This window comes from Rhodothermales bacterium, assembly GCA_041391505.1.
Classification (GTDB): Bacteria; Bacteroidota; Rhodothermia; order Rhodothermales; family JAHQVL01; genus JAWKNW01.
On record JAWKNW010000010.1, the window covers coordinates 98,373 to 116,191 of the forward strand.

The window sequence follows — 17,819 nt, forward strand, 5'->3', positions numbered from 1 at the left end:
GGCCCTGACTGCGCGGACACGCCCTGGCGTGTCCCGTCATCAAAACACGACGCGGACGCCGAACTGGAACTGGCGCGGCGGAGCGGCATTGCGGCGGACGATCTCCCGGGCGCCGCCGACCTGTATCTGGTTGCTCTGCGTCGCGTTGTTCGAGTAGCCGCTCAGGTTCTCGGCGTTGAACAGGTTGAAGATGTCGGCGCGAAGCTCGACGATCTGGCCGGCGACCGGCAGGTTGTAGTGCACGCCGAGGTCGAACGTCGTAGCCCAGGGCAGGCGGTCGCTGTTGCGGTCCTCGCCCGGCGCGCGGTCGCTGTTGCCCTGGTAGGCATCCGCGAAGGAGCGTCCGTCGCCGTTAAGGTCGGTGGTGCCAAAAATCGTCGCATCGGGAATCCGGTTGATCGGCTGGCCGCTCTGGACGAGCGCCGCGACCGATACGGCCACGTCGCGCACCGGGTAATAATAGACGATCCCGTTGATCACATGCGTGCGGTCGTTGATCGACGGCCCCCATTCGTCCTCGAAATTATTGGCGTCCTGCGCGCGGAAGTTGATGTCTTCCGTGTTGTTGCGCAGGTTCGAGAGCGTGTACGAGAAGCGGTAGGCGTAGGTATCGTCGTGGCGATCCTTGAGGAGGTTGAACGACGCCGCGTAGTAGCGCGACTCCCCGCCGGCCTCGCTAACCACGATGTTGCGCGCCCCGCCCGGGACGATCGGTACCGGCCGCGTGGCGTCCGCCTCGGCCGGCGTGCGGACATAGTCGCTCGGATCAAACGCCGGGTCCGTTGGCACCGGATCCAGGTCCCACGGCGCCGGCGGGTTCAGGCTGCGGAGCCGGTAGAGATTAAACGACCGGGTGTGCACCAGATCGACATAAAACAGCCGATCCGTGCCCAGCTGCCGCTGGTATCCCAGCGAGAACTGGTGTGTGTACGGGTTGTCGTAGCCGTTTGGATTGAGGATGCGCAGCTCGTTGCTGAACACCTGGTCGCGCTGCGCCAGCACCTCGAACGGCCCGGGGCCCTGCAGGTACCCGGGCGTGAGCGCAGTGGCGTCGACCGTCAGGTTGCCGTCGAACGTGATCCGGTCGAGGTCGGTATCCGCCGGCAGCACCCCCGTGTCGATCAGCTGCTGCAGCTGCTGCCGGTAGCCCTCCGCCGTCGAGTTCTGCTGGAGCGCATCCGAATAGATGGCGTAGAGCACCTTGTCGTAAAAGATGCCGTACCCGCCGCGGACGACGCTGCGGTCGTCGATGAGGTAGTTAAAATTGAGGCGGGGCGCGAAGTTATTCAGGTCGCCTTCGGCGGCGCCGCCCTTCGAGAGGTTGTCGTAATCGTACCGCAGCCCGACGGTCAGGTTGAGCCGGCTGTTGACGGCCACCTGGTCCTCGGCGTAGAGCGAGTAGTAGTTCTGCCGGGCGCCGAAGCGTGTCGGACGCAGCTCGATCGAGTAGGCGAGCACCTCGGCGTCCGCCGGGATGTCGGTGACGCCCAGCTCCGAGCCGAGGGCCCGCTCGCGGAGCGCGTCTTCCTGCGCCTGGTTGAGCTGCACCAGATAGGCGCCCGCCGGCGCGCCGCCGCCCGCTAGCTCGAAATTCGACGTGATGATTTCGCCGCCGAACTTGAACGTGCTCTGGCCGACGGACAGCGTCACCTTCTGCTGAATCTGGAACGTGTTCTCGATGTCGTCGAACACATAGCCGGGGTGTCCGAGGCCGGCGAGGCTCAACCCGTCGGCGCCGAGCACGTCGACGCGGGGCGTCGTGTTGTCCTGCGCATCGGCGTAGTTCCAGCGAAACCGGCTGAACTGTGCATTGCCCTCCCACACGAAGCGGTCGCCCAGGTACGTATTCTGGGCCCCGATGAGCGTCGCGTTGCGGTCCTGGGTGTTTCCGGTGGAGGGGAACTCGGTGCCCCCCTCGAGCCCGCCGCCCTGCCGCTCGATGCCCACGATGCCGACATTGGCGCGGAAGGTGGAGCGAAACCGGTCCGACCAGCGCTGGTCGACCCGGGCCGACGCGAGCGAAAAGGTATTCTGGCCACGGACCGTCTCGTTCACGCCGAGCGCCGGCACGTTGAGCAGGTTATCCTTGAGATCGTACGTCTGTTCGTAGTTGACGAAGAAGAAGGTCTCATCCTTCCGGATGGGGCCGCCGATGGCAAAGCCGGCCTGGTGCCGCTGGAAGCCGTCCTTCACCTGGTTACCGGAGAGGTCGCGCTGGGCGTACGGACTGCTCGCGTCGATCACCGGACCCGGCCGCGTCACGTAAAACGCCTCCCCGCTTACGGTATTGCCGCCGCCTTTCGTCGTCACGTTGAACACCCCGTTGCCGGTCCGACCGTACTCGACCGAGTAGTTGTTCGTCAGCACGGTCACATCCTGCACCGATCCCACGGGAATGGGGAATTTCTGGCCGCCGAGAAAATTCTCGTTGTTATCCATCCCGTCGATCATGTAATTGACGAAGAGGGAGTTCGCGCCGTTGATGCTGACGTTGGGCGCCTCGGGGAAAAAGCCGGTCGCCAGCGTCACGTTGGGCAGCCGGTAAAGCGCTCGCGTGATGTCGCGACCTTCGATGGGCAGCATCTCGACTTCCTTCGCCGCCAGCGTCGAGGCCACTTCGGCGGACGTCGTGTTGAGCTGCGCGAAACCGGAGCCTTCGACGACCAGCTCGTCCAACTGCACCTCGCTGACCGGCCCAACGAGCAGCACGACGCTGCGTTTTTCATTGGAACGGAGCCTGATCTGGCCGGCACGCGCCTCGTTGTAGTCGGCACTCTGCGGTACGAACGCCTCGTAGACGCCGGCGGTGGTGAGGCCGGCGAAAAAGACCTTACCGAGCGCGTTGGTGGTTTTCTGCTCGGAGTAGCCGATCTCCTCGTTTTCGAGCCAGATCGTAATGCCCTCGATAGGCTGGTTGGTCTTCAGATTGAACACCGTCGCCTCCAGGCTCGCCTGCGCCGCGACGCGAAGGGGAGATGCAGCGAGGAAAAGCAGCGAAAGAACGCACAGCGGCACAAACCGCCTGAATCGGGAAGCGATCATGGATATGGATGGTGGATCGAAAGTCGGTGGAGCGCACGCCCTCTGCCGGTCACGCCGGCACGTCGGGGATTAGTACGTACGCGGAGCGACGCGTTACGGGCGGCGGTGCTTGGACGAACAGACCTGCCCTGGGCCGGGCGCGTCAGGGCGGGCGCGGCGGCAAACAGGTGGTGGCAAGGTACGGTTCACCGCATTTTACGACAATACAGTCCCCGTAGCGGGCTGATCCCACGCGATCCGCAAGGCCGGCGCGATCGCAAAGACGGGCGCCAGGAGAGGAAATCCGGGCCGGCGGGCGTCCGGGCGGCTATTTCTTGTTCAAGAGTTCATGCACGACCTGACTCGCGTGCAGATAAGCACGATACTGCCCGAACTGGAAGGCCGAGGCCTCGCTGTCCCGTTCGAGATCGGATCGGTGCGAGGCCTCCTGGCTGAGCTCCTTGAGCCGGTCCGCCAGGTGCTGAATCTCCTCCGGAGCGATCGCCGGCTCCGCCCCGCGCGGCGTTTTCGGCTGTGCGTCCCAGTTAGACTTCATCAGTCCGATGCCGTACGACATGACTTCCCGCCACGCCTGACCGATGGATGCATCGTACTGCGCATCGCACTCCTCGACCGTCTTGAGCAGGCTGTCGAGCCAGAGGTCGTACAGCGCCGGCGGAATCTGGTGCCCGTGTTTGCCGTGCGACGCACCCAGTTCCTGAATAAACGCGCGCGCCTTGTCGTCGCGCTTTTCGTACAGGTTCATCAACTGATACAGCGACGCATTGAGCATCGCCATCTGCCGCTCCATGTCCGAATGCGCGAACGCATTGCGGACCTCGGGGGACGACGCCATGAAGGTGTCGTAAAAACGCTCCAGAAAGTGGATGTTGCTCAGGCAGCGCAGGAGGCTGGACCGAAACTTCGCTTGCATAGGGTATCGGCTGGGTCGATCGGCGGCGCGCGCGGGCGCTGCCGGTTATAGAGGCCGGTAAGGGACTGAACACGACGGGATATCGACTACCTGTCGTCGCAGCGTTTCTCATAAACAGAGGAAGCCGGCCGCATCATGCGCGGTATGCCGCTTTCGAGCGCCACCGGAACACCACGGCTGCCGCGCATCCGTCAGGCCTCTTCCGGCACCGGCTTCAAGCGGGCGAGCCACAACCAGCCGACGACGCCGGAGAGCAGCGAGGCGCCCAGGATGCCGATCTTGGCGCTGTTGAGCATCGTGGCGTCGCTGAACGCGAGGTTGGCGATAAACAGCGCCATCGTGAACCCGATGCCGGCCAGACACGCGGCGCCGAAAATATGATGCCACGTCAGCCCGCTCGGCAGCACCGCCACCCCGGCACGGACGGAGAGCCAGGTAAAGGCGAACACCCCGATCGGCTTGCCCAGCATCAACCCGAGCGCGACGCCGATCAAAATGGTGTTGTCGCCGATGGGGCCGAGCCCGCTGCCCCCGAGCGCCACGCCGGCGTTGGCGAGCGCAAAGATCGGCATGATGCCGAAGGCCACCCAGCCGTGCAGCGCGTGCTCCATCCGCTGCAGCGGCGACTCGCTCACCTTGCACAACACTTCCAGCCCGTGGATCGCCGCCCGCTGGTCGCCGGACGGCCGGCCGTTGGCCTGGTGGCTCCCGCCGCGGATGTGATCCATCATGAGTTTTCCTTTCTCCAGAAAGAGGGGGACGTCGACCCGCGTGTGGACCGGGATCGTGAGCGCCAGCAGCACGCCGGCGACCGTCGCGTGCACGCCCGACTTCAGAAACATCACCCACACGCCCAGTCCGAGCACCACATAAACGGCCGTCCGGCGTATCCCGAACCGGTTCGCCATCAGCGAAACGGCCAGCAGCGTCCCGCCGATGGCGAGATACGTCATGGAGATCTGCTCCGTGTAAAACAGCGCGATGACGAGCACCGCGCCGAGGTCGTCGACGATGGCCAGGGCGGAGAGGAAGATCTTGAGCGACAGGGGCGCCTTCTTGCCCAGCAGCGCCAGCACGCCAAGCGCGAAGGCGATGTCGGTCGCCATGGGCACGCCCCATCCGGCGATATACGGCGTGCCGGCGTTGAGCAGGGCGTAGATGCCGGCCGGGACCAGCATGCCTCCCAGGGCCGCGGCCATCGGGAGCGCCGCCTGGCGCGGCGAGGCCAGCTCGCCGTCGAGCAGCTCGCGCTTGATTTCAAGCCCTACGAGAAAAAAGAAGATGGCCATCAGTCCGTCATTGACCCACAGCAGCACCGGCTTGTTGATCTGGAACGCCCCCACGCCGACGGTCATGTAGGTCTCCCACAACGCGAAATAGCTGCTCGACGCCGGCGAATTCGCCCAGATGAGGGCGACGGCGGAACAGAGCAGCAGCAGGATGCCGCCGGCGGCCTCCAGCTTGGTGAATTCCTGAAACGGCTTGATGTACGCCGGCACGGGGCGCGAAGGGAGGTCGAGCTTTACGGATGCCATAACGGGGCTGGAATCAATCGGTGAAGGGGGTTCCGCAGCGCGAGCCGGCGGCTCGAAGCGGTTCCAATGACACAGGAAACCTCGCATCGGCCGCACGGAGCGGCATGGAAACGAAGGAGAAAAAGCGAATCGTAGCGGGCAGCAGGCCGGCGCTCACCCGAGGTGACGGGGTTCCGACAGCGCGTGAAATGAGGCGATCCAGGCTGCCTGAGGGCAGGGAATGGCGTGTATCCAGGAAAGCGATCGGCAAGGAATCATCGTCGTAGTCATCGAAAGGCAGATGGCTGCGCCGCAGGGCGCAAGGCGAGGTCCTTCTGGCAGTCGTCCATGTACCGGCAGCGGCGAGGCAGGATCCCGGTAATCCCCGATTTTTGCCCCCTCTGCGCCCGCAAGACGCCGCAACCCTTCACGGTTCCATCATTTCCTTTTAGGTCGAAACGCGTACCTTTCACCACGCTCTTTTTTCAACGCCCGAACTCCTTGCCGCATGAAGCTATCCACGCTGTCGTCCGTCCTTCTCCTTGCGCTGCTCGCCGGCTGCCAGCCCGCCCCATCCCCCACGCCTTCCGGCATCGAACACGTCTTTGTGATCGGCGTCGACGGCATGAGCCCCGACGGCATCCGCAACGCCGACACGCCGGTCATGGACCGGATGATGCGTGAAGGCGCCTATACGCTCCAGGCGCGCGGCGTGCTGCCCACCAGTTCCAGCCCGAACTGGGCCTCGATGATCTCCGGCGCCGGCCCCGCGCTGCACGGCGTCACCTCGAACGACTGGGAGAAGGAAGTGCATTCCCTCCCGCCCGTCGTGAACGGAGACGAGACGATCTTCCCCACCATCTTTTCGCTCGTCCACAACCAGCGCCCCGGAGCGGAGGTGGGTGCGATCTACCACTGGACCGGTTTCGGCCGGCTGTTCGAGAAACAGGCCGTCAACTACGACCGCTCGCCCGACACCGAGGACGAAACCGCCGCGCTCGCCGCGGCCTATATCGAGGATAAAAAGCCGACCTTCGCCTTTGTGCATTTCGACCACGTCGATCACGCCGGCCACACTTACGGCCACGGCACCGACGCCTATTATGCGTCGGTCGGCCGCGCCGACTCCCTGATCGGCGTCGTCCTCGCGGCCATTGAAAACGCCGGCCTGCTCGAGCGCAGCCTGATCATCGTCTCGGCCGATCACGGCGGCATCGGCCTCGGACACGGGGGTGAGACGACGGAGGAACTGGAGATTCCGTTCCTCATGATGGGTCACGGCGTCAAGCGGGGCTTCGCCATCGAGGCGCCCGTCAACACGACCGACAACGCTGCGACGGTCGCCTTCGCCCTCGGCCTCAAGACGCCGTATGCGTGGACCGGCCGGCCCGTCGCCAGCGCGTTCGAAGGGTTCTCGACGCCCGACCTGATGTACACGGCGGCGTCGTACCTGCGGAGCCCGGTGATCCACCCGCCCCGCAACGGCTACGACCCCGCCGGCGGATTGTATGTCGACACCCAGCCCACGGTCCGCATCACCAACACGGCCGACCGGGGCGTCATCCGCTACACCCTCGACGGGACGAAACCGACCGCGGCCTCGCCGATCTACGACGCGCCGTTCACCCTCGACGCCACCACCGTCGTGCAGGCGACCGCGTTCGAGGAGGATGCCCCGATCAGCAAGATGTCCACCGCCTATTTCCGCGTGCTGTCACAACCCGCGTCGCGCGGCTACGGGATCCGCTACGCCGCGTATGCCGTGGACGACCTGAGCGCATTGCCCGATGTGAGCCGGCTCCGGCCCGACACCCGGGGCACGACGTATGAGCTGAGCGGCGCGGGGCTGACGCTGCCCCGGGACGAACACGTGGTCATCGTCTTCGAGACCAACCTCGCCATCCTGGAGCCCGGCACGTACCGCTTTACCACCGGCTCGGACGACGGCAGCAAGCTCTACGTCGACGGCAAGGAAGTGGTGAACAACGACGGCGACCACGGGGTCATCGAGCGCTCGGGAGACATGGACCTCACCGCCGGCCGGCACGCCCTGCGCGTCGAATGGTTCAACGGCGGCGGCGGAAAATGGCTGGGCGTCTTCTACGAAGGCCCCGGCGTCCCCAGACAGATCATTCCGGGGGATAGGATGCACCGTTGAAGGGTTTAAGGATCCAGGTTCCAGGTTCAAGGGGCTTTCCTGTGGCCTAAATCCTTAATCCTAGAGCCTAAATCCTTGATCCTTTATCCTTGATCCTCACCCCCCTCACCGCCCCATCCCCTCGGCTTTCTGGACGAACGATTCGGCTTCGTCGATCAGGGCTTTGAGGGCGGCGTCGGAAATGCCGGCGGTGACGATGACGGACTCGTTGAGCAGGCTCTTCGCGTCCTCCGTGTCGGCGTCCCTGAAGCTCAGCGCGAGGCGGTGCGCCACGTGTACGATGGACACGACGCGCGCGGTGTCGACGGGGGATTCCGTGGGATCCTTGTAGTGCAGACAGCTCTGGCGCACGACCGGCGGCAGGGACCAGGCTTCGGCCACCTTGAAGCCCACCACGCAATGAAACTCCTCCGCCAGGGCCGACTCTTCCGCCGGCGTCACGTCGATCATGCCCTTCCCCTTCAGCTCCTCGATGGCCTGGAAGACGGACGGCTTGCCGATCGAATGGAGGAGCCCGCAGAGATAGGCTTCCTCCTCGTCCAGCCCGCACTGCCGCGCCACTTCGTTGGCGATCAGGGCCGTGAGCTGGGCGTGGGACCAGATGTCCGCCATCTCCTGTTCGTGCGCGTGCGCGCTGAATACCTTACCGCGGACGATGTGTGACACGGCGATGCGCCCGAGCACCCGGATGCCGAGCCGGGCTATCGCCAGCTGGAGGGACGTGATCTGACGGACGCCGCCGTAGGCCGCCGAATTGCACACCCGCACCACGCTGCCGACGAGGCTCTGATCTTTCTGGATGAGATCCGCCATCGCCCGCGCGTTCGTATCCGGATCCTTGTACATCCGCAGCATATCGATCGCGACGGCCGGCAGCACGGGAATGGTCAGCTGTTCTGCGTCGATATAGCCCTGAAGGATGCTACGCGGCTCAGCCAGGTTCAGATCAACGTCGATAGGCATAGGGCAATGGGGATGGCGACGCCTGTACTGCGGCGCAATGGGTCGGTAGCCAGAAGCGAGTGGAAACGGTCTTAGTTTCGGCCAAAAGCCGTCAAACTTTAGATGAGAAAGGGCACATCGAACGGCCTGCGGGTCGAAGAAACTCCCCTCCGCCGGCCGTCGTAATCACGCCCTATGACCCTTCAGCCACGCCGTTTCTCCATCATGTCGCTTCGCAAGATCGTCGTCCCCGTCGCCCTGCTCCTGGCGAGCGTTTCTACCCCGGCGGTCGCCCAGATCGCCTTCAATCCCCAGGCCGGCCTCAGCGCGTCGCGGCTATCGACCGACCCGCCCGACACGGAGGGCCAGGCCCGCCTCGGCTACCAGATCGGCGCGACGCTGCGGATCGGGGGCCGGCTGCACCTGATGCCCGGCGTGTTCTGGCAGCGGTCGGGCACCCAGCTGAGGATGCGGCCCACGTTCCAGGACCCCTTCAACGACGGCGAAATCGCCGACATCACCCGGCAAACCGACCTCAGCGCCGCGATGGTTTCGCTCGGTTTCGGCTACAACGTCATCCACGAATCGATCTTCAAGGTCCGCGTCCACGCCAGCGCCGCCGCGACGAGCATTTATGAGGTGGATTCGGAAGATAGCCGCCTCTCGAAGGACAACTTCAAAACCCTGCTCCTGGGCGTGCCCATCGGCGCCGGCGTGGATATCCTGAACCTCATCACCGTCGACCTCAGCTACGAGACGGGGGTCACCGACCTGTTCGAGGACTACCTCGGGATCCCGATCGACGCCACCAACAACGTCTTCCGGTTCAATGTCGGCGTGGTGTTCTGATCGGTTGACAAGACGCGTGCCTGGCGGCTACCTTGGGGAACACCCCTGAGGACACCAGCCAACCGCATGCAACGACGTTCCCTACTGATTCTGGCGCTGACGCTAAGCGCTTCCACCGCGCTCGCGCAGTCCCGCTCCATCGTTCCCGAACGCCTGCTCGTCCCCTTCCTGCCCACCGCTCCGTCCATCGACGGCCGGCTCGACGACTGGAAGGACGCCGCGTTCAGCGACGGGCTCTGGGACATCGCCCGTATCCGCCACGAACCCTGGTACGACGAAGGCCGGCGCAACCGGCTCACCGACCACGGCAACAACGAGCCGGGCCTGGAGGACGACCTCAGCGCGCGGTACTACATCGCCTGGGACGACACCTACCTCTACCTCGGCGCCGAAGTGCACGACAACGTCAACGACATCGTCGACCCCGAGCCGGCGGACCGGCGCTGGATGTACAAGGACGCCATCTGCTGGTTTATCGAGGCCCCGCGCGACGAGGCGCCCGAGTGGTTCGGGCAGGGCGACAACAGCTTTTGCTTCGTCGCCGACGCCAGCAAGCCGTCCTATGGCGCCTGGTGGCGGCATGGCGCCGCCGGCCAGACTTATCTGGAGGAGCCCATCCCGCCCGCGGCGGTGAACTGGGCCGTCCGCATGAACCCGTGGGGGCAAAGCGCCGGCGACTTCATCCTCGAGGCGCGTGTGGCCATGGCGCCCACCCTCGGCGCGAGCGACCCCCGCTGGAAGCCGCCCGTCATCGGCGACGAATACGGCCTCGAAATCGTCCACACCGACCCCGACGGGGGCGACTACGGCGGCCACTTCATGATCTACGGCACCGGCGACGACGACACGACGTGGGGACGGATGATCCTGAGCCCCGCGCAAAAACCGATCGAGCGATTGCCAAAATGAGCGCGGAATGCGCACGGCACGCGGTACCTTGCACAACGCATGGGTTGTGGCCGACAGGGATGAAGCGGCGCCCTCGAACCTTGAACATCCAACATTGAACCCTTACCCATCATGAATCGACGAGATTTTGTAGCCGCGGCCGGCCTTTCGCCGCTGGCAGCCGTCCCCGGTCTGGCCTCCGAGCCGAAAGCGGGCAACCAGTACTTCGAGTTGCGGCATTACCAGCCGCTCGTCGGCGCCGGCCGGCAGCGGCTCGAGACCTACCTGAAGGATGCCGCCATTCCGGCCTGGAACCGGCACGGCATCCCGGCGGTCGGCGTTTTCAGCGTCGTCTACGGGCCCAACGCCCCGTCCCTGTACGTGCTGCTGAGCCACGACTCGCTGGAGTCCGTCGCCACGCTGAATGCGCGCATGGCCGCGGACGCGGCATACCAGGAGGCCGGCGCCGATTTCCTCAGCGCCCCCCTCGAGAGCCCGGCGTTCGTCCGCTTCGAAAGCTCCCTGCTCCGCGCGTTCGATGCGATCCCCCGGCTGGAAGTGCCGGCCGAGGCCGCGAACAACGAACCGCGCATCTTCGAACTCCGCATCTACGAGAGCCACAGCGATACCGCGGCCCGGCGCAAGGTGGAGATGTTCAACGCCGGCGAAATCCCCATCTTCCGGGATACCGGCCTCAACCCGGTGTTCTTCGGCGAGACCGTCGCCGGCGGCATGATGCCGAACCTGATCTACATGGTCTATTACAAGGACATGGCCGCCCGCGACGCGGCCTGGGACGCCTTCCGCGTACACCCCGACTGGAAAACGCTCAGCGGCAATCCCTATTACAAGGACACCGTTTCGAATATCTCCGATTACATCCTCCGACCGACCGCCTACTCGCAGGTTTGATGCGGGCGAGGTTCAAGGTTCAAGGTTTAAGGTTCCAGGTTTAAGGGCGTGAGCTCGTGGAGAGCGATTTCCCCATCCTGCATCCCGCATCCTGCATCCCGGATCCCGCATCCTGCATCCCGCATTCAGCCCCAGCATCCTCCAAACACATAACCACGATGAAAAACCTGTACTACGTTCTCACGCTTGCCGTGCTGGCTTTCGTTGCCACGCCGGCGGCGGGCCAGAACCATGACATGCACGGCATGGCCGGCATGGAAGAAATGCACAAGATGCATGGCTACATGGGCCGCTGGACGCTCGACATCCCCGGCGGCGCCGGATGGCTCAACGTGCACCACAAAAACGGCTACCTCGACGCCGAACTGCTCTGGATGGGCGGCAGCGTCCTTCCGGTCGCCAGCGCCTATGAGGAGCACGGCAAGCTCGTCGTGACGCGCGTCAACAACGTCGTTAAGGAGCGCGACGCGATGGACAAGCCGCTGCGCACGCATCAGGTCACCGAGCGCTACGAATTCGTGCTCGGGCACGACGAGCTGGTCGGCACGGCCTACTTCCCGGCGGCCAACGGCCTCAGCACGAATGTCGTCCGCTTCACCGGCATGCGGCTGCCGGCCCTGCCGCCGGCGCCCGACCTCGCCGCGGCCAAAAAAGGCACGCCGATCAACCTGCTCAACGGGCGCGACCTGACGGGCTGGAAGATCATCAATCCCGACCACAAGAACGGATTCAGCGTCGAGAACGGCGTCCTGGTCAACAACCCGGCCCAGCCGGCCGACGACCCGCACCGCTACCACTACGGCAACCTGCGCACCGAGCAGGAATTCGAGGACTTCAACCTCAAGCTGGAAGTCAACGTCCCGGCCGGCGGCAACAGCGGCGTCTACCTCCGCGGGATCTACGAGATCCAGGTCGTCGACAGCTACGGCAAGGCGCTCGACCCGCACAACATGGGCGCGCTCTACAGCCGCATCACCCCGTCGATGTCGGCCGAGAAGCCGGCCGGCGAATGGCAGACGATGGACATCACGCTGTACAAGCACCATGTGACGGTGATCCTCAACGGCAAGAAGATCATCGACAACGCCCCCGTGCAGGGCGTGACGGGCGGCGCCATGTCGGCCGACGAGTCGAAGCCGGGCCCGATCTATCTCCAGGGCGATCACGACAAGGTCATGTACCGCAATATCGTGCTCACACCCCTCAGCTGAGTATCCGGGATCGAGGTTCGAAGTTCAGGGCTTGTTCGAGCCGGCCCCGGGCTTCGAACCTCGAATCGTTAACCGCTAGCTCCATCCCATCGCATGCGACGCGTACATGGTATTCTGTTCGTCCTGCTCCTGACGCGCCTGGCGGCCGCGCAACCCGAGCGGCCGCGTATCACCTGGCCCGACGGCATCCAGGCCGCCGTCAGCCTGTCCTTCGACGACGCCCGATACAGCCAGGTGGACGTGGGGACGGCGGTGCTCGACAAACACGGGTACAAGGCCACGTTTTACCTCGTCCCGAGCCGCGCGGCGGAGCGGCTGGACGGATGGAAGGCGGCCGTGGCGGCCGGCCATGAAATCGGCAACCACTCCATCAACCACCCGTGCACCGGCAATTTCGTGTGGATCTCGGACAACGCCCTCGAGGCCTATTCGATGGATCGGATGCGGGGCGAACTGGTCGAGACAAACCGCCTGATCGAAGAGATGCTCGGCGTCTCGCCGGTCTCCTTCGCCTACCCGTGCGGGATGACCTTTATCGGACGCGGTCGGAATACGCAGAGTTATGTCCCGCTCATCGACGAGCTGTTCCTGACCGGCCGCGGCTGGCTGGACGAAGGCCCGAACGACCCGCTCCGCGCCGACATGGCGCAGCTCCTCGGGATGGAGATGGACGGCAAGGAATTCGATGCGATCGAGGACCTGATCGACTTCGCGAAGACCTACAACAGCTGGCTGGTGCTCGCCGGCCACGAAATCGGCAGCAGCGGCAAACAGACGACGCACGTGACGATGCTGGAGGACCTCATGACCTACGCCGCCGACCCGGCGAACGGGATCTGGCTGGCTCCCGTCGGCGAAGTGGCGCGGTACGTCATCGCGCAGCGCGGCCGGTAGCCGGACGCCTCAGCTCCCCCGTCGATCCGCCGGCGCGACGGGCTTTCGGCCGATGGTGAGCTGGAGCGGCAGCGGCGCGCTCAGGCCGTCGCCGGCATGCGGCGCGGCCGGCGTGTCCTCCGGTTCGGGCTCGGCGCCCTCCGTCAGACTGCGCGAATCCAGAAACCGATCGAGCACCTTGTTGAGCGCCTCGTGCGTGAAAGGCTTGGAGAGGTAGTCGTCGAATCCAAGTTCGAGGTATTTCTCCTGATCGGTCGGCAGGGCGTAGGCCGTGAAGGCAATGCAGTACGGCGCGCGTTCCGGGGGGTGCGCCATGACGTACTGAAGCAAATCGATCCCGGTCTTCTTCTCTCCCAGGTTGATGTCGATCAGCAACGCATCGTAGGAGCCGTTGCGGTAATGTTCGAGCGCTTCGTCGTAACAACGCACGGCATCCACCCGCATCTGTTTGCCCAGCAGGATTTCCACGAGCATGCGCGTCTCGCGGTTGTCTTCCACGGCGAGGATCCGCTTATCCTTCAGCAGGAGCTTGCGCTCTTCCGATTGCACTTCCGCGAGGGTCGGCGTCTCCTGGGCGTTTTGCTTCTTCAACAGCGGGAAACGTACCCGAAAGACGCTGCCCTTGCCCTTTTCGCTGTCCACCTCGATCTCGCCGCCCATCAGCTGGACGAGCCGATTCGTGATCGCAAGGCCGAGGCCGACGCCCTCGTAGGGCCTGTCGCTGCCCATGTGTTCCTGATGGAACGGCTCGAAGAGATGCGGCCGGAAGTCCGTGTCGATGCCGATGCCCGTATCGCTCACCACGATCTCGGCCCAGTCCTCAAGCCGATTGGCGTCGACGTGGACCGCCCCCTGCTCGGTGTACTTGATGGCGTTGCCGATCAGGTTGTTCAGGATCCGATCCAGGAAATTGCCGTCGAGCGAGGCGATGATGTTGTGGCTGTTCGTGGCGAAGGTGAGTTCGACGTCCTTGCCCCCGAGTAGTGGCTGCATGAGCCGGCACTGGTGCTCGACGCGTTTCGAGACGTCCGTGGGTTTGAGCACGACGCGCGTCCGGCGGGACTGCAGCCGCGCGAAGTCGAGCACGGAGTTGAGCGTATTGAGGAGGCGGTTTCCGCCGCTCGAAATGAGCTCGGCCATCTCCTTGTATTCGTCCGGCAGCTCGTCCACCAGCAGATCGGCGAAGCCGATGACGCTCGCGAGAGGGGTGCGGATTTCATGGCTCATGTTGGCCATGAACTCATTCATGAAGCGGGCCGACTGCAGGGCTTTTTCGCGCTCGCGGATGAGGTCCTGCTCCATCGCGGTGCGTTCGCTCTGATCGATGAGGGCCGTGCGGACGAGGACGTCGTTTTCGCTGCTCGAGAAGATCACGGAGCTGACCATCTCCACGTGATGGGTTTCGCCCTGCGAACTCTGCACCTCGATTTCGCAGCGCAGCGTCTCTTTCGACGCGATCACGTCCTGAAGATGGCGGATAAAAACGCGCCGGTCCTTCGTCGCCACGAACGGCAGCAGCGGCTGGCGGTAGAGATCGCGGTCCGTCACGCCCAGCATTTCCCGGGCGGTGGCGTTGATGTCCATGATGACGCCATCCGCGTCGAACACCAGGTAGCCTACGGGGGCGAAGTCGAAGAGATGGCGGTACTCGGAGCGCATCTGGGCGAGGCGATCCTGGGCGACCTTTAGTTCGTCTTTCTGGGTTTCCAGCTCGAGTTGAAAGGCGTGCAATTCATCCAGCACTTCGGTCAGTTCCGGGATATGCTGGCCGGCGTCGGCTCGCCGTGCGGCGTCCGTCAGGCTGGTCGTTTTTGCGCGTAACGCCTCGAACTTCGTGCGTGTTGCCTTTTTCATGGGCCACTTCGGGCTCGTTTCCGGATGTGTCGAATCCGATCCATGAGGTGCATGCGCTGGATCGGATGTGCGGCCAGAGATCGTCGCCGGCCAGGCCGAGTCGTGTCGACTTCGGGCTGCCGGGAGGTAGAAAGGCATCTGGCGCCGGCAGGCCCGTTGGTGGGCGTGCTACGTATGCGGGGCGGACGGGTTCCGGGGATGGGTGGCCGCGCGCCGGCGGCACGGCGGCATCAGGTTCACACCGGGGCGGCATCGGGCGGGGGTTCGGGGGCGAACGGGACCTCCACCACCCGGTCGAACGCCAGCCCGCTGGACCCTTCGCCGCGGCCGGTCTGTTTTCGGGCGCCGAACCAGGTCACAACCTTGCCGCCGTACCACCGGGTGCGCTGGTAGGCCTGCGTCACCCGGATGCCGGCGCGCGTCACCTCTTCCTCGTGCAGGAAATACGGCTGCGACGCGTCGAGCCCGTGGCGCAGCAGCAGGCTCCGAGGCTCCACCTTCACCGGCGGCTGATCCGCCGGCGCGCCGTCGAGCACACGCGGCAGCGCGGCGCGCTGGAGCTGGATCTCGCGGTTGCTGCCCGGGACGTGGACCGGAACGAACGGAATCCAGTGCTCGGGGACGGTATTCATCACCTCATACCGGATCGGCGCCCTGTACACGTTCTCGTCCGGCAGGATCGACCCGTCCTCCAGCCCCTGCCGCAGCAGGCGCTGGTGGAAGCCGCGCGTTTCGTAGCCGGCTTCGTTGCCGGGCTTCGACGCCCCCGACGGCAACGGGATGCGGCGCTCTACGCCCCACACCATGTTGGCCATCTCGTCGCGGATCAGCAGCACGTCGTCGACCGGCGGCCCTTCCTGCACCTTGGGCACCGTGGGCAGCAGCAACAGTCTCGTGTCGGCCTGCGCGTCGTCGATGCCGCGCCGGCTGACGGTGAACATCGCCCACCGCTGCCAGGCGTCGTCGGGCCCCTTGCCCGCCGGCTCGATCCAGATCCGCTCGCCAAACACGTTCGTGACCGCCATCCCGCGCACCGAGGCGATGCTGCCCGCCGGCAGCGTATGCGGCACGAGAAACCAGTCGTTCGCGAACACCAGCCCGAACTCCATGAAGAGCAACTTGCCGATATCCGTCGTATCCGGCGCGATGTCGCCGAAGTTGGTCTTCCGGTCCTCGAACGCCCACCAGCGCGTGTTGGGCATGCCGTCGTAGGTCACCTGGGTGGGCACGAACGAGGTGGTCGTGGGCGGCGGCGGAACGTCCGCCGGCGGCGGGACGGGCGGCTCGCCGTCGATGGTCTTTTTATCGGGGTCGATGTCGACGCTGTACCAGTCCAGCCGGCCCTGGTAATACGCGTCGGCCGTGTACACCTTCTCGGCGCTGCCCTCCGGGGCCGAGCAGGCGAACTGATATTCGAGATAGCTCGGCTTCCACGCGTTTTCGTCGGGCTCGTCGGGCTGGAAAAACAGCGCCTCGTACCAGGCCGCGAATCGGGGCGCGAGTTCGGCGAGCTTCAGCGCATCGGCCGGCGAGGGCGGGGCCGGCAGTCCGTCGGCGGGATCGCCGCCGGCCTTGAGGTGCGCATACAGCGCATACCCGTCCATCGCCCGCTCGCCGGCGACAGCCGCCACCTGCTGCCACGCGTCGCGATGCGCGACGACCTGCGCCTGGGCCGCATCGTCGGGATCGGGTTGATCGATGGCATAGGCCTGCCGGTAGCCGGCGGCCAGCGCCAGGCCGGCCTTGTTGAGCAGCTTGATCCACTGCCGACCCATCGCGAGCCGGAGGTCGAGCGAGACGTACTGGTCGCCGACGTGGAACGGGATCGGCCGCTGCTCGACCTGCGCTTCGAGGGGGACGTCCTCGGAAAAGGCCCGCGTCGGATGCTCCGCCGCCCGGTATCGCGTGAGACGGGTCGTCGCCATGTGGATCTTGGCGAAGATGGGCGAGCCGGCGTCGTCGCCCTCGAACTCGCCCATCTGCCACTGGCGCGTCAGCATCCAGAGCGGGTCGCGGATTTCAGCCTTGAGGGCCCGGTCGAACTGGTCGGACCGCGGCCGCGCCTCGATCCGGTTCCAGAGCGTCACCGTAGGCAGCTCGCGCGCCTCGAGCGCAAGCGGCATGTCATCGATTTGGACGTATTCGAGCATGGGATTGCAGCCGTAGGTCGGGTTAGGTCCCTCCGGGGACCGTAACCCGACATGAACATAAAAAATGGTGTTAACGATGTGTCGGGTTACGGTCCCTGAGGGGACCTAACCCGACCGACGCATGGTGCCTATTGGCTGGGGATGTCGATCAATCGATTGTTTTCCGCCAGGTTGAGCATGATGGTGATCGGGTGGCGGGTGACGGCCATCACGGCCGCCGGCAGGAAACGGGCGTAGGCGGTGTCATCCACCTGCGCCGGCTCCACGGCGCGCAGCCGCGCCTCATCCATCGTCTCGCGGAGGGTGTCGACGAGGTCGGCCCACGTCCATCCCCCGCTGAAGACCGGCGAGGCGGCCAGCAGGATCGTCTGGGGCGGCTCGCTGTTCGGGCGGTCGTAATGAAACGTCAGGCCGGTCGTCTCCTCTTTCGACGGCACGATCTCGGTCCACTCGTCCAGCAGGAGCCCGCATTGAGGCCGGCTGCGGTCGAAT

At 65.1% G+C, this 17,819-nt stretch carries 12 protein-coding genes; 6 read left to right on the forward strand and 6 right to left on the reverse strand.

From position 1 onward, the window contains the following. Positions 1–39 precede the first annotated feature (39 nt). The 3 genes from R2834_11695 to nhaA all read right to left on the reverse strand — a co-directional run bounded on the left by R2834_11695 (position 40) and on the right by nhaA (position 5,490). Entirely contained in the window at positions 40–3,042 is a 3,003-nt protein-coding gene (locus tag R2834_11695; protein MEZ4700987.1) for a TonB-dependent receptor, read from the reverse strand. 307 nt (positions 3,043–3,349) lie between these two features. Continuing rightward, on the reverse strand, positions 3,350–3,955 hold the full coding sequence (locus R2834_11700) for a globin (protein MEZ4700988.1): 606 nt from the start codon (positions 3,953–3,955) through the stop codon (positions 3,350–3,352). Between the two features lie 191 nt (positions 3,956–4,146). Further along, the gene (nhaA, locus tag R2834_11705; protein MEZ4700989.1) at positions 4,147–5,490 is read right to left on the reverse strand and encodes a Na+/H+ antiporter NhaA; all 1,344 of its coding nucleotides are present in this window, start codon (positions 5,488–5,490) and stop codon (positions 4,147–4,149) included. A gap of 487 nt (positions 5,491–5,977) precedes the next feature. On the opposite strand from nhaA, the gene R2834_11710 reads away from it, so the two are divergent. Then, complete coding sequence (locus R2834_11710; protein ID MEZ4700990.1) at positions 5,978–7,627, forward strand: alkaline phosphatase family protein; 1,650 nt, start codon at positions 5,978–5,980, stop codon at positions 7,625–7,627. Positions 7,628–7,732: 105 nt separating this feature from the next. Here R2834_11710 and R2834_11715 read toward each other — a convergent pair whose 3' ends face one another. Beyond that, positions 7,733–8,590: an HDOD domain-containing protein gene (locus R2834_11715; GenBank protein MEZ4700991.1), complete on the reverse strand. Its 858-nt coding sequence runs from the start codon at positions 8,588–8,590 to the stop codon at positions 7,733–7,735. A 204-nt stretch (positions 8,591–8,794) separates the two neighbouring features. Here R2834_11715 and R2834_11720 point away from each other — a divergent pair, with 204 nt between their 5' ends. From R2834_11720 to R2834_11740, 5 genes are all read left to right on the forward strand, one after another. Further along, positions 8,795–9,418: an outer membrane beta-barrel protein gene (locus tag R2834_11720; protein MEZ4700992.1), complete on the forward strand. Its 624-nt coding sequence runs from the start codon at positions 8,795–8,797 to the stop codon at positions 9,416–9,418. Positions 9,419–9,484: 66 nt separating this feature from the next. After that, positions 9,485–10,327 carry a sugar-binding protein gene (locus R2834_11725; protein ID MEZ4700993.1) on the forward strand — a complete coding sequence of 281 codons (843 nt, stop codon included), beginning with the start codon at positions 9,485–9,487 and terminating at the stop codon, positions 10,325–10,327. A 111-nt stretch (positions 10,328–10,438) separates the two neighbouring features. Next, positions 10,439–11,218: an NIPSNAP family protein gene (locus R2834_11730; GenBank protein ID MEZ4700994.1), complete on the forward strand. Its 780-nt coding sequence runs from the start codon at positions 10,439–10,441 to the stop codon at positions 11,216–11,218. A 158-nt stretch (positions 11,219–11,376) separates the two neighbouring features. Beyond that, positions 11,377–12,429: a DUF1080 domain-containing protein gene (locus R2834_11735; GenBank protein ID MEZ4700995.1), complete on the forward strand. Its 1,053-nt coding sequence runs from the start codon at positions 11,377–11,379 to the stop codon at positions 12,427–12,429. A gap of 93 nt (positions 12,430–12,522) precedes the next feature. After that, positions 12,523–13,323 carry a polysaccharide deacetylase family protein gene (locus R2834_11740; protein MEZ4700996.1) on the forward strand — a complete coding sequence of 267 codons (801 nt, stop codon included), beginning with the start codon at positions 12,523–12,525 and terminating at the stop codon, positions 13,321–13,323. A 9-nt stretch (positions 13,324–13,332) separates the two neighbouring features. On the opposite strand, the gene R2834_11745 is transcribed toward R2834_11740, so the two are convergent. Together R2834_11745 and R2834_11750 are read right to left on the reverse strand one after the other, a co-directional pair. Then, on the reverse strand, positions 13,333–15,177 hold the full coding sequence (locus R2834_11745) for an ATP-binding protein (protein MEZ4700997.1): 1,845 nt from the start codon (positions 15,175–15,177) through the stop codon (positions 13,333–13,335). 236 nt (positions 15,178–15,413) lie between these two features. Beyond that, positions 15,414–17,327 (reverse strand): hypothetical protein, encoded by a 1,914-nt coding sequence (locus tag R2834_11750; GenBank protein MEZ4700998.1) that lies wholly within the window; start codon positions 17,325–17,327, stop codon positions 15,414–15,416. Positions 17,328–17,819: the final 492 nt, after the last annotated feature.

What these genes read in the sequence shown, in the direction of transcription:
- R2834_11730 (MEZ4700994.1), top strand. Translation starts at nt 10,439, where the DNA reads ATGAATCGACGAGATTTTGTAGCCGCGGCCGGCCTTTCGCCGCTGGCA.
- R2834_11735 (MEZ4700995.1), top strand. Translation starts at nt 11,377, where the DNA reads ATGAAAAACCTGTACTACGTTCTCACGCTTGCCGTGCTGGCTTTCGTT.
- R2834_11745 (MEZ4700997.1), bottom strand. Translation starts at nt 15,177, where the DNA reads ATGAAAAAGGCAACACGCACGAAGTTCGAGGCGTTACGCGCAAAAACG.
- R2834_11720 (MEZ4700992.1), top strand. Translation starts at nt 8,795, where the DNA reads ATGTCGCTTCGCAAGATCGTCGTCCCCGTCGCCCTGCTCCTGGCGAGC.
- R2834_11750 (MEZ4700998.1), bottom strand. Translation starts at nt 17,327, where the DNA reads ATGCTCGAATACGTCCAAATCGATGACATGCCGCTTGCGCTCGAGGCG.
- R2834_11725 (MEZ4700993.1), top strand. Translation starts at nt 9,485, where the DNA reads ATGCAACGACGTTCCCTACTGATTCTGGCGCTGACGCTAAGCGCTTCC.
- R2834_11710 (MEZ4700990.1), top strand. Translation starts at nt 5,978, where the DNA reads ATGAAGCTATCCACGCTGTCGTCCGTCCTTCTCCTTGCGCTGCTCGCC.
- nhaA (MEZ4700989.1), bottom strand. Translation starts at nt 5,490, where the DNA reads ATGGCATCCGTAAAGCTCGACCTCCCTTCGCGCCCCGTGCCGGCGTAC.
- R2834_11715 (MEZ4700991.1), bottom strand. Translation starts at nt 8,590, where the DNA reads ATGCCTATCGACGTTGATCTGAACCTGGCTGAGCCGCGTAGCATCCTT.
- R2834_11695 (MEZ4700987.1), bottom strand. Translation starts at nt 3,042, where the DNA reads ATGATCGCTTCCCGATTCAGGCGGTTTGTGCCGCTGTGCGTTCTTTCG.
- R2834_11700 (MEZ4700988.1), bottom strand. Translation starts at nt 3,955, where the DNA reads ATGCAAGCGAAGTTTCGGTCCAGCCTCCTGCGCTGCCTGAGCAACATC.
- R2834_11740 (MEZ4700996.1), top strand. Translation starts at nt 12,523, where the DNA reads ATGCGACGCGTACATGGTATTCTGTTCGTCCTGCTCCTGACGCGCCTG.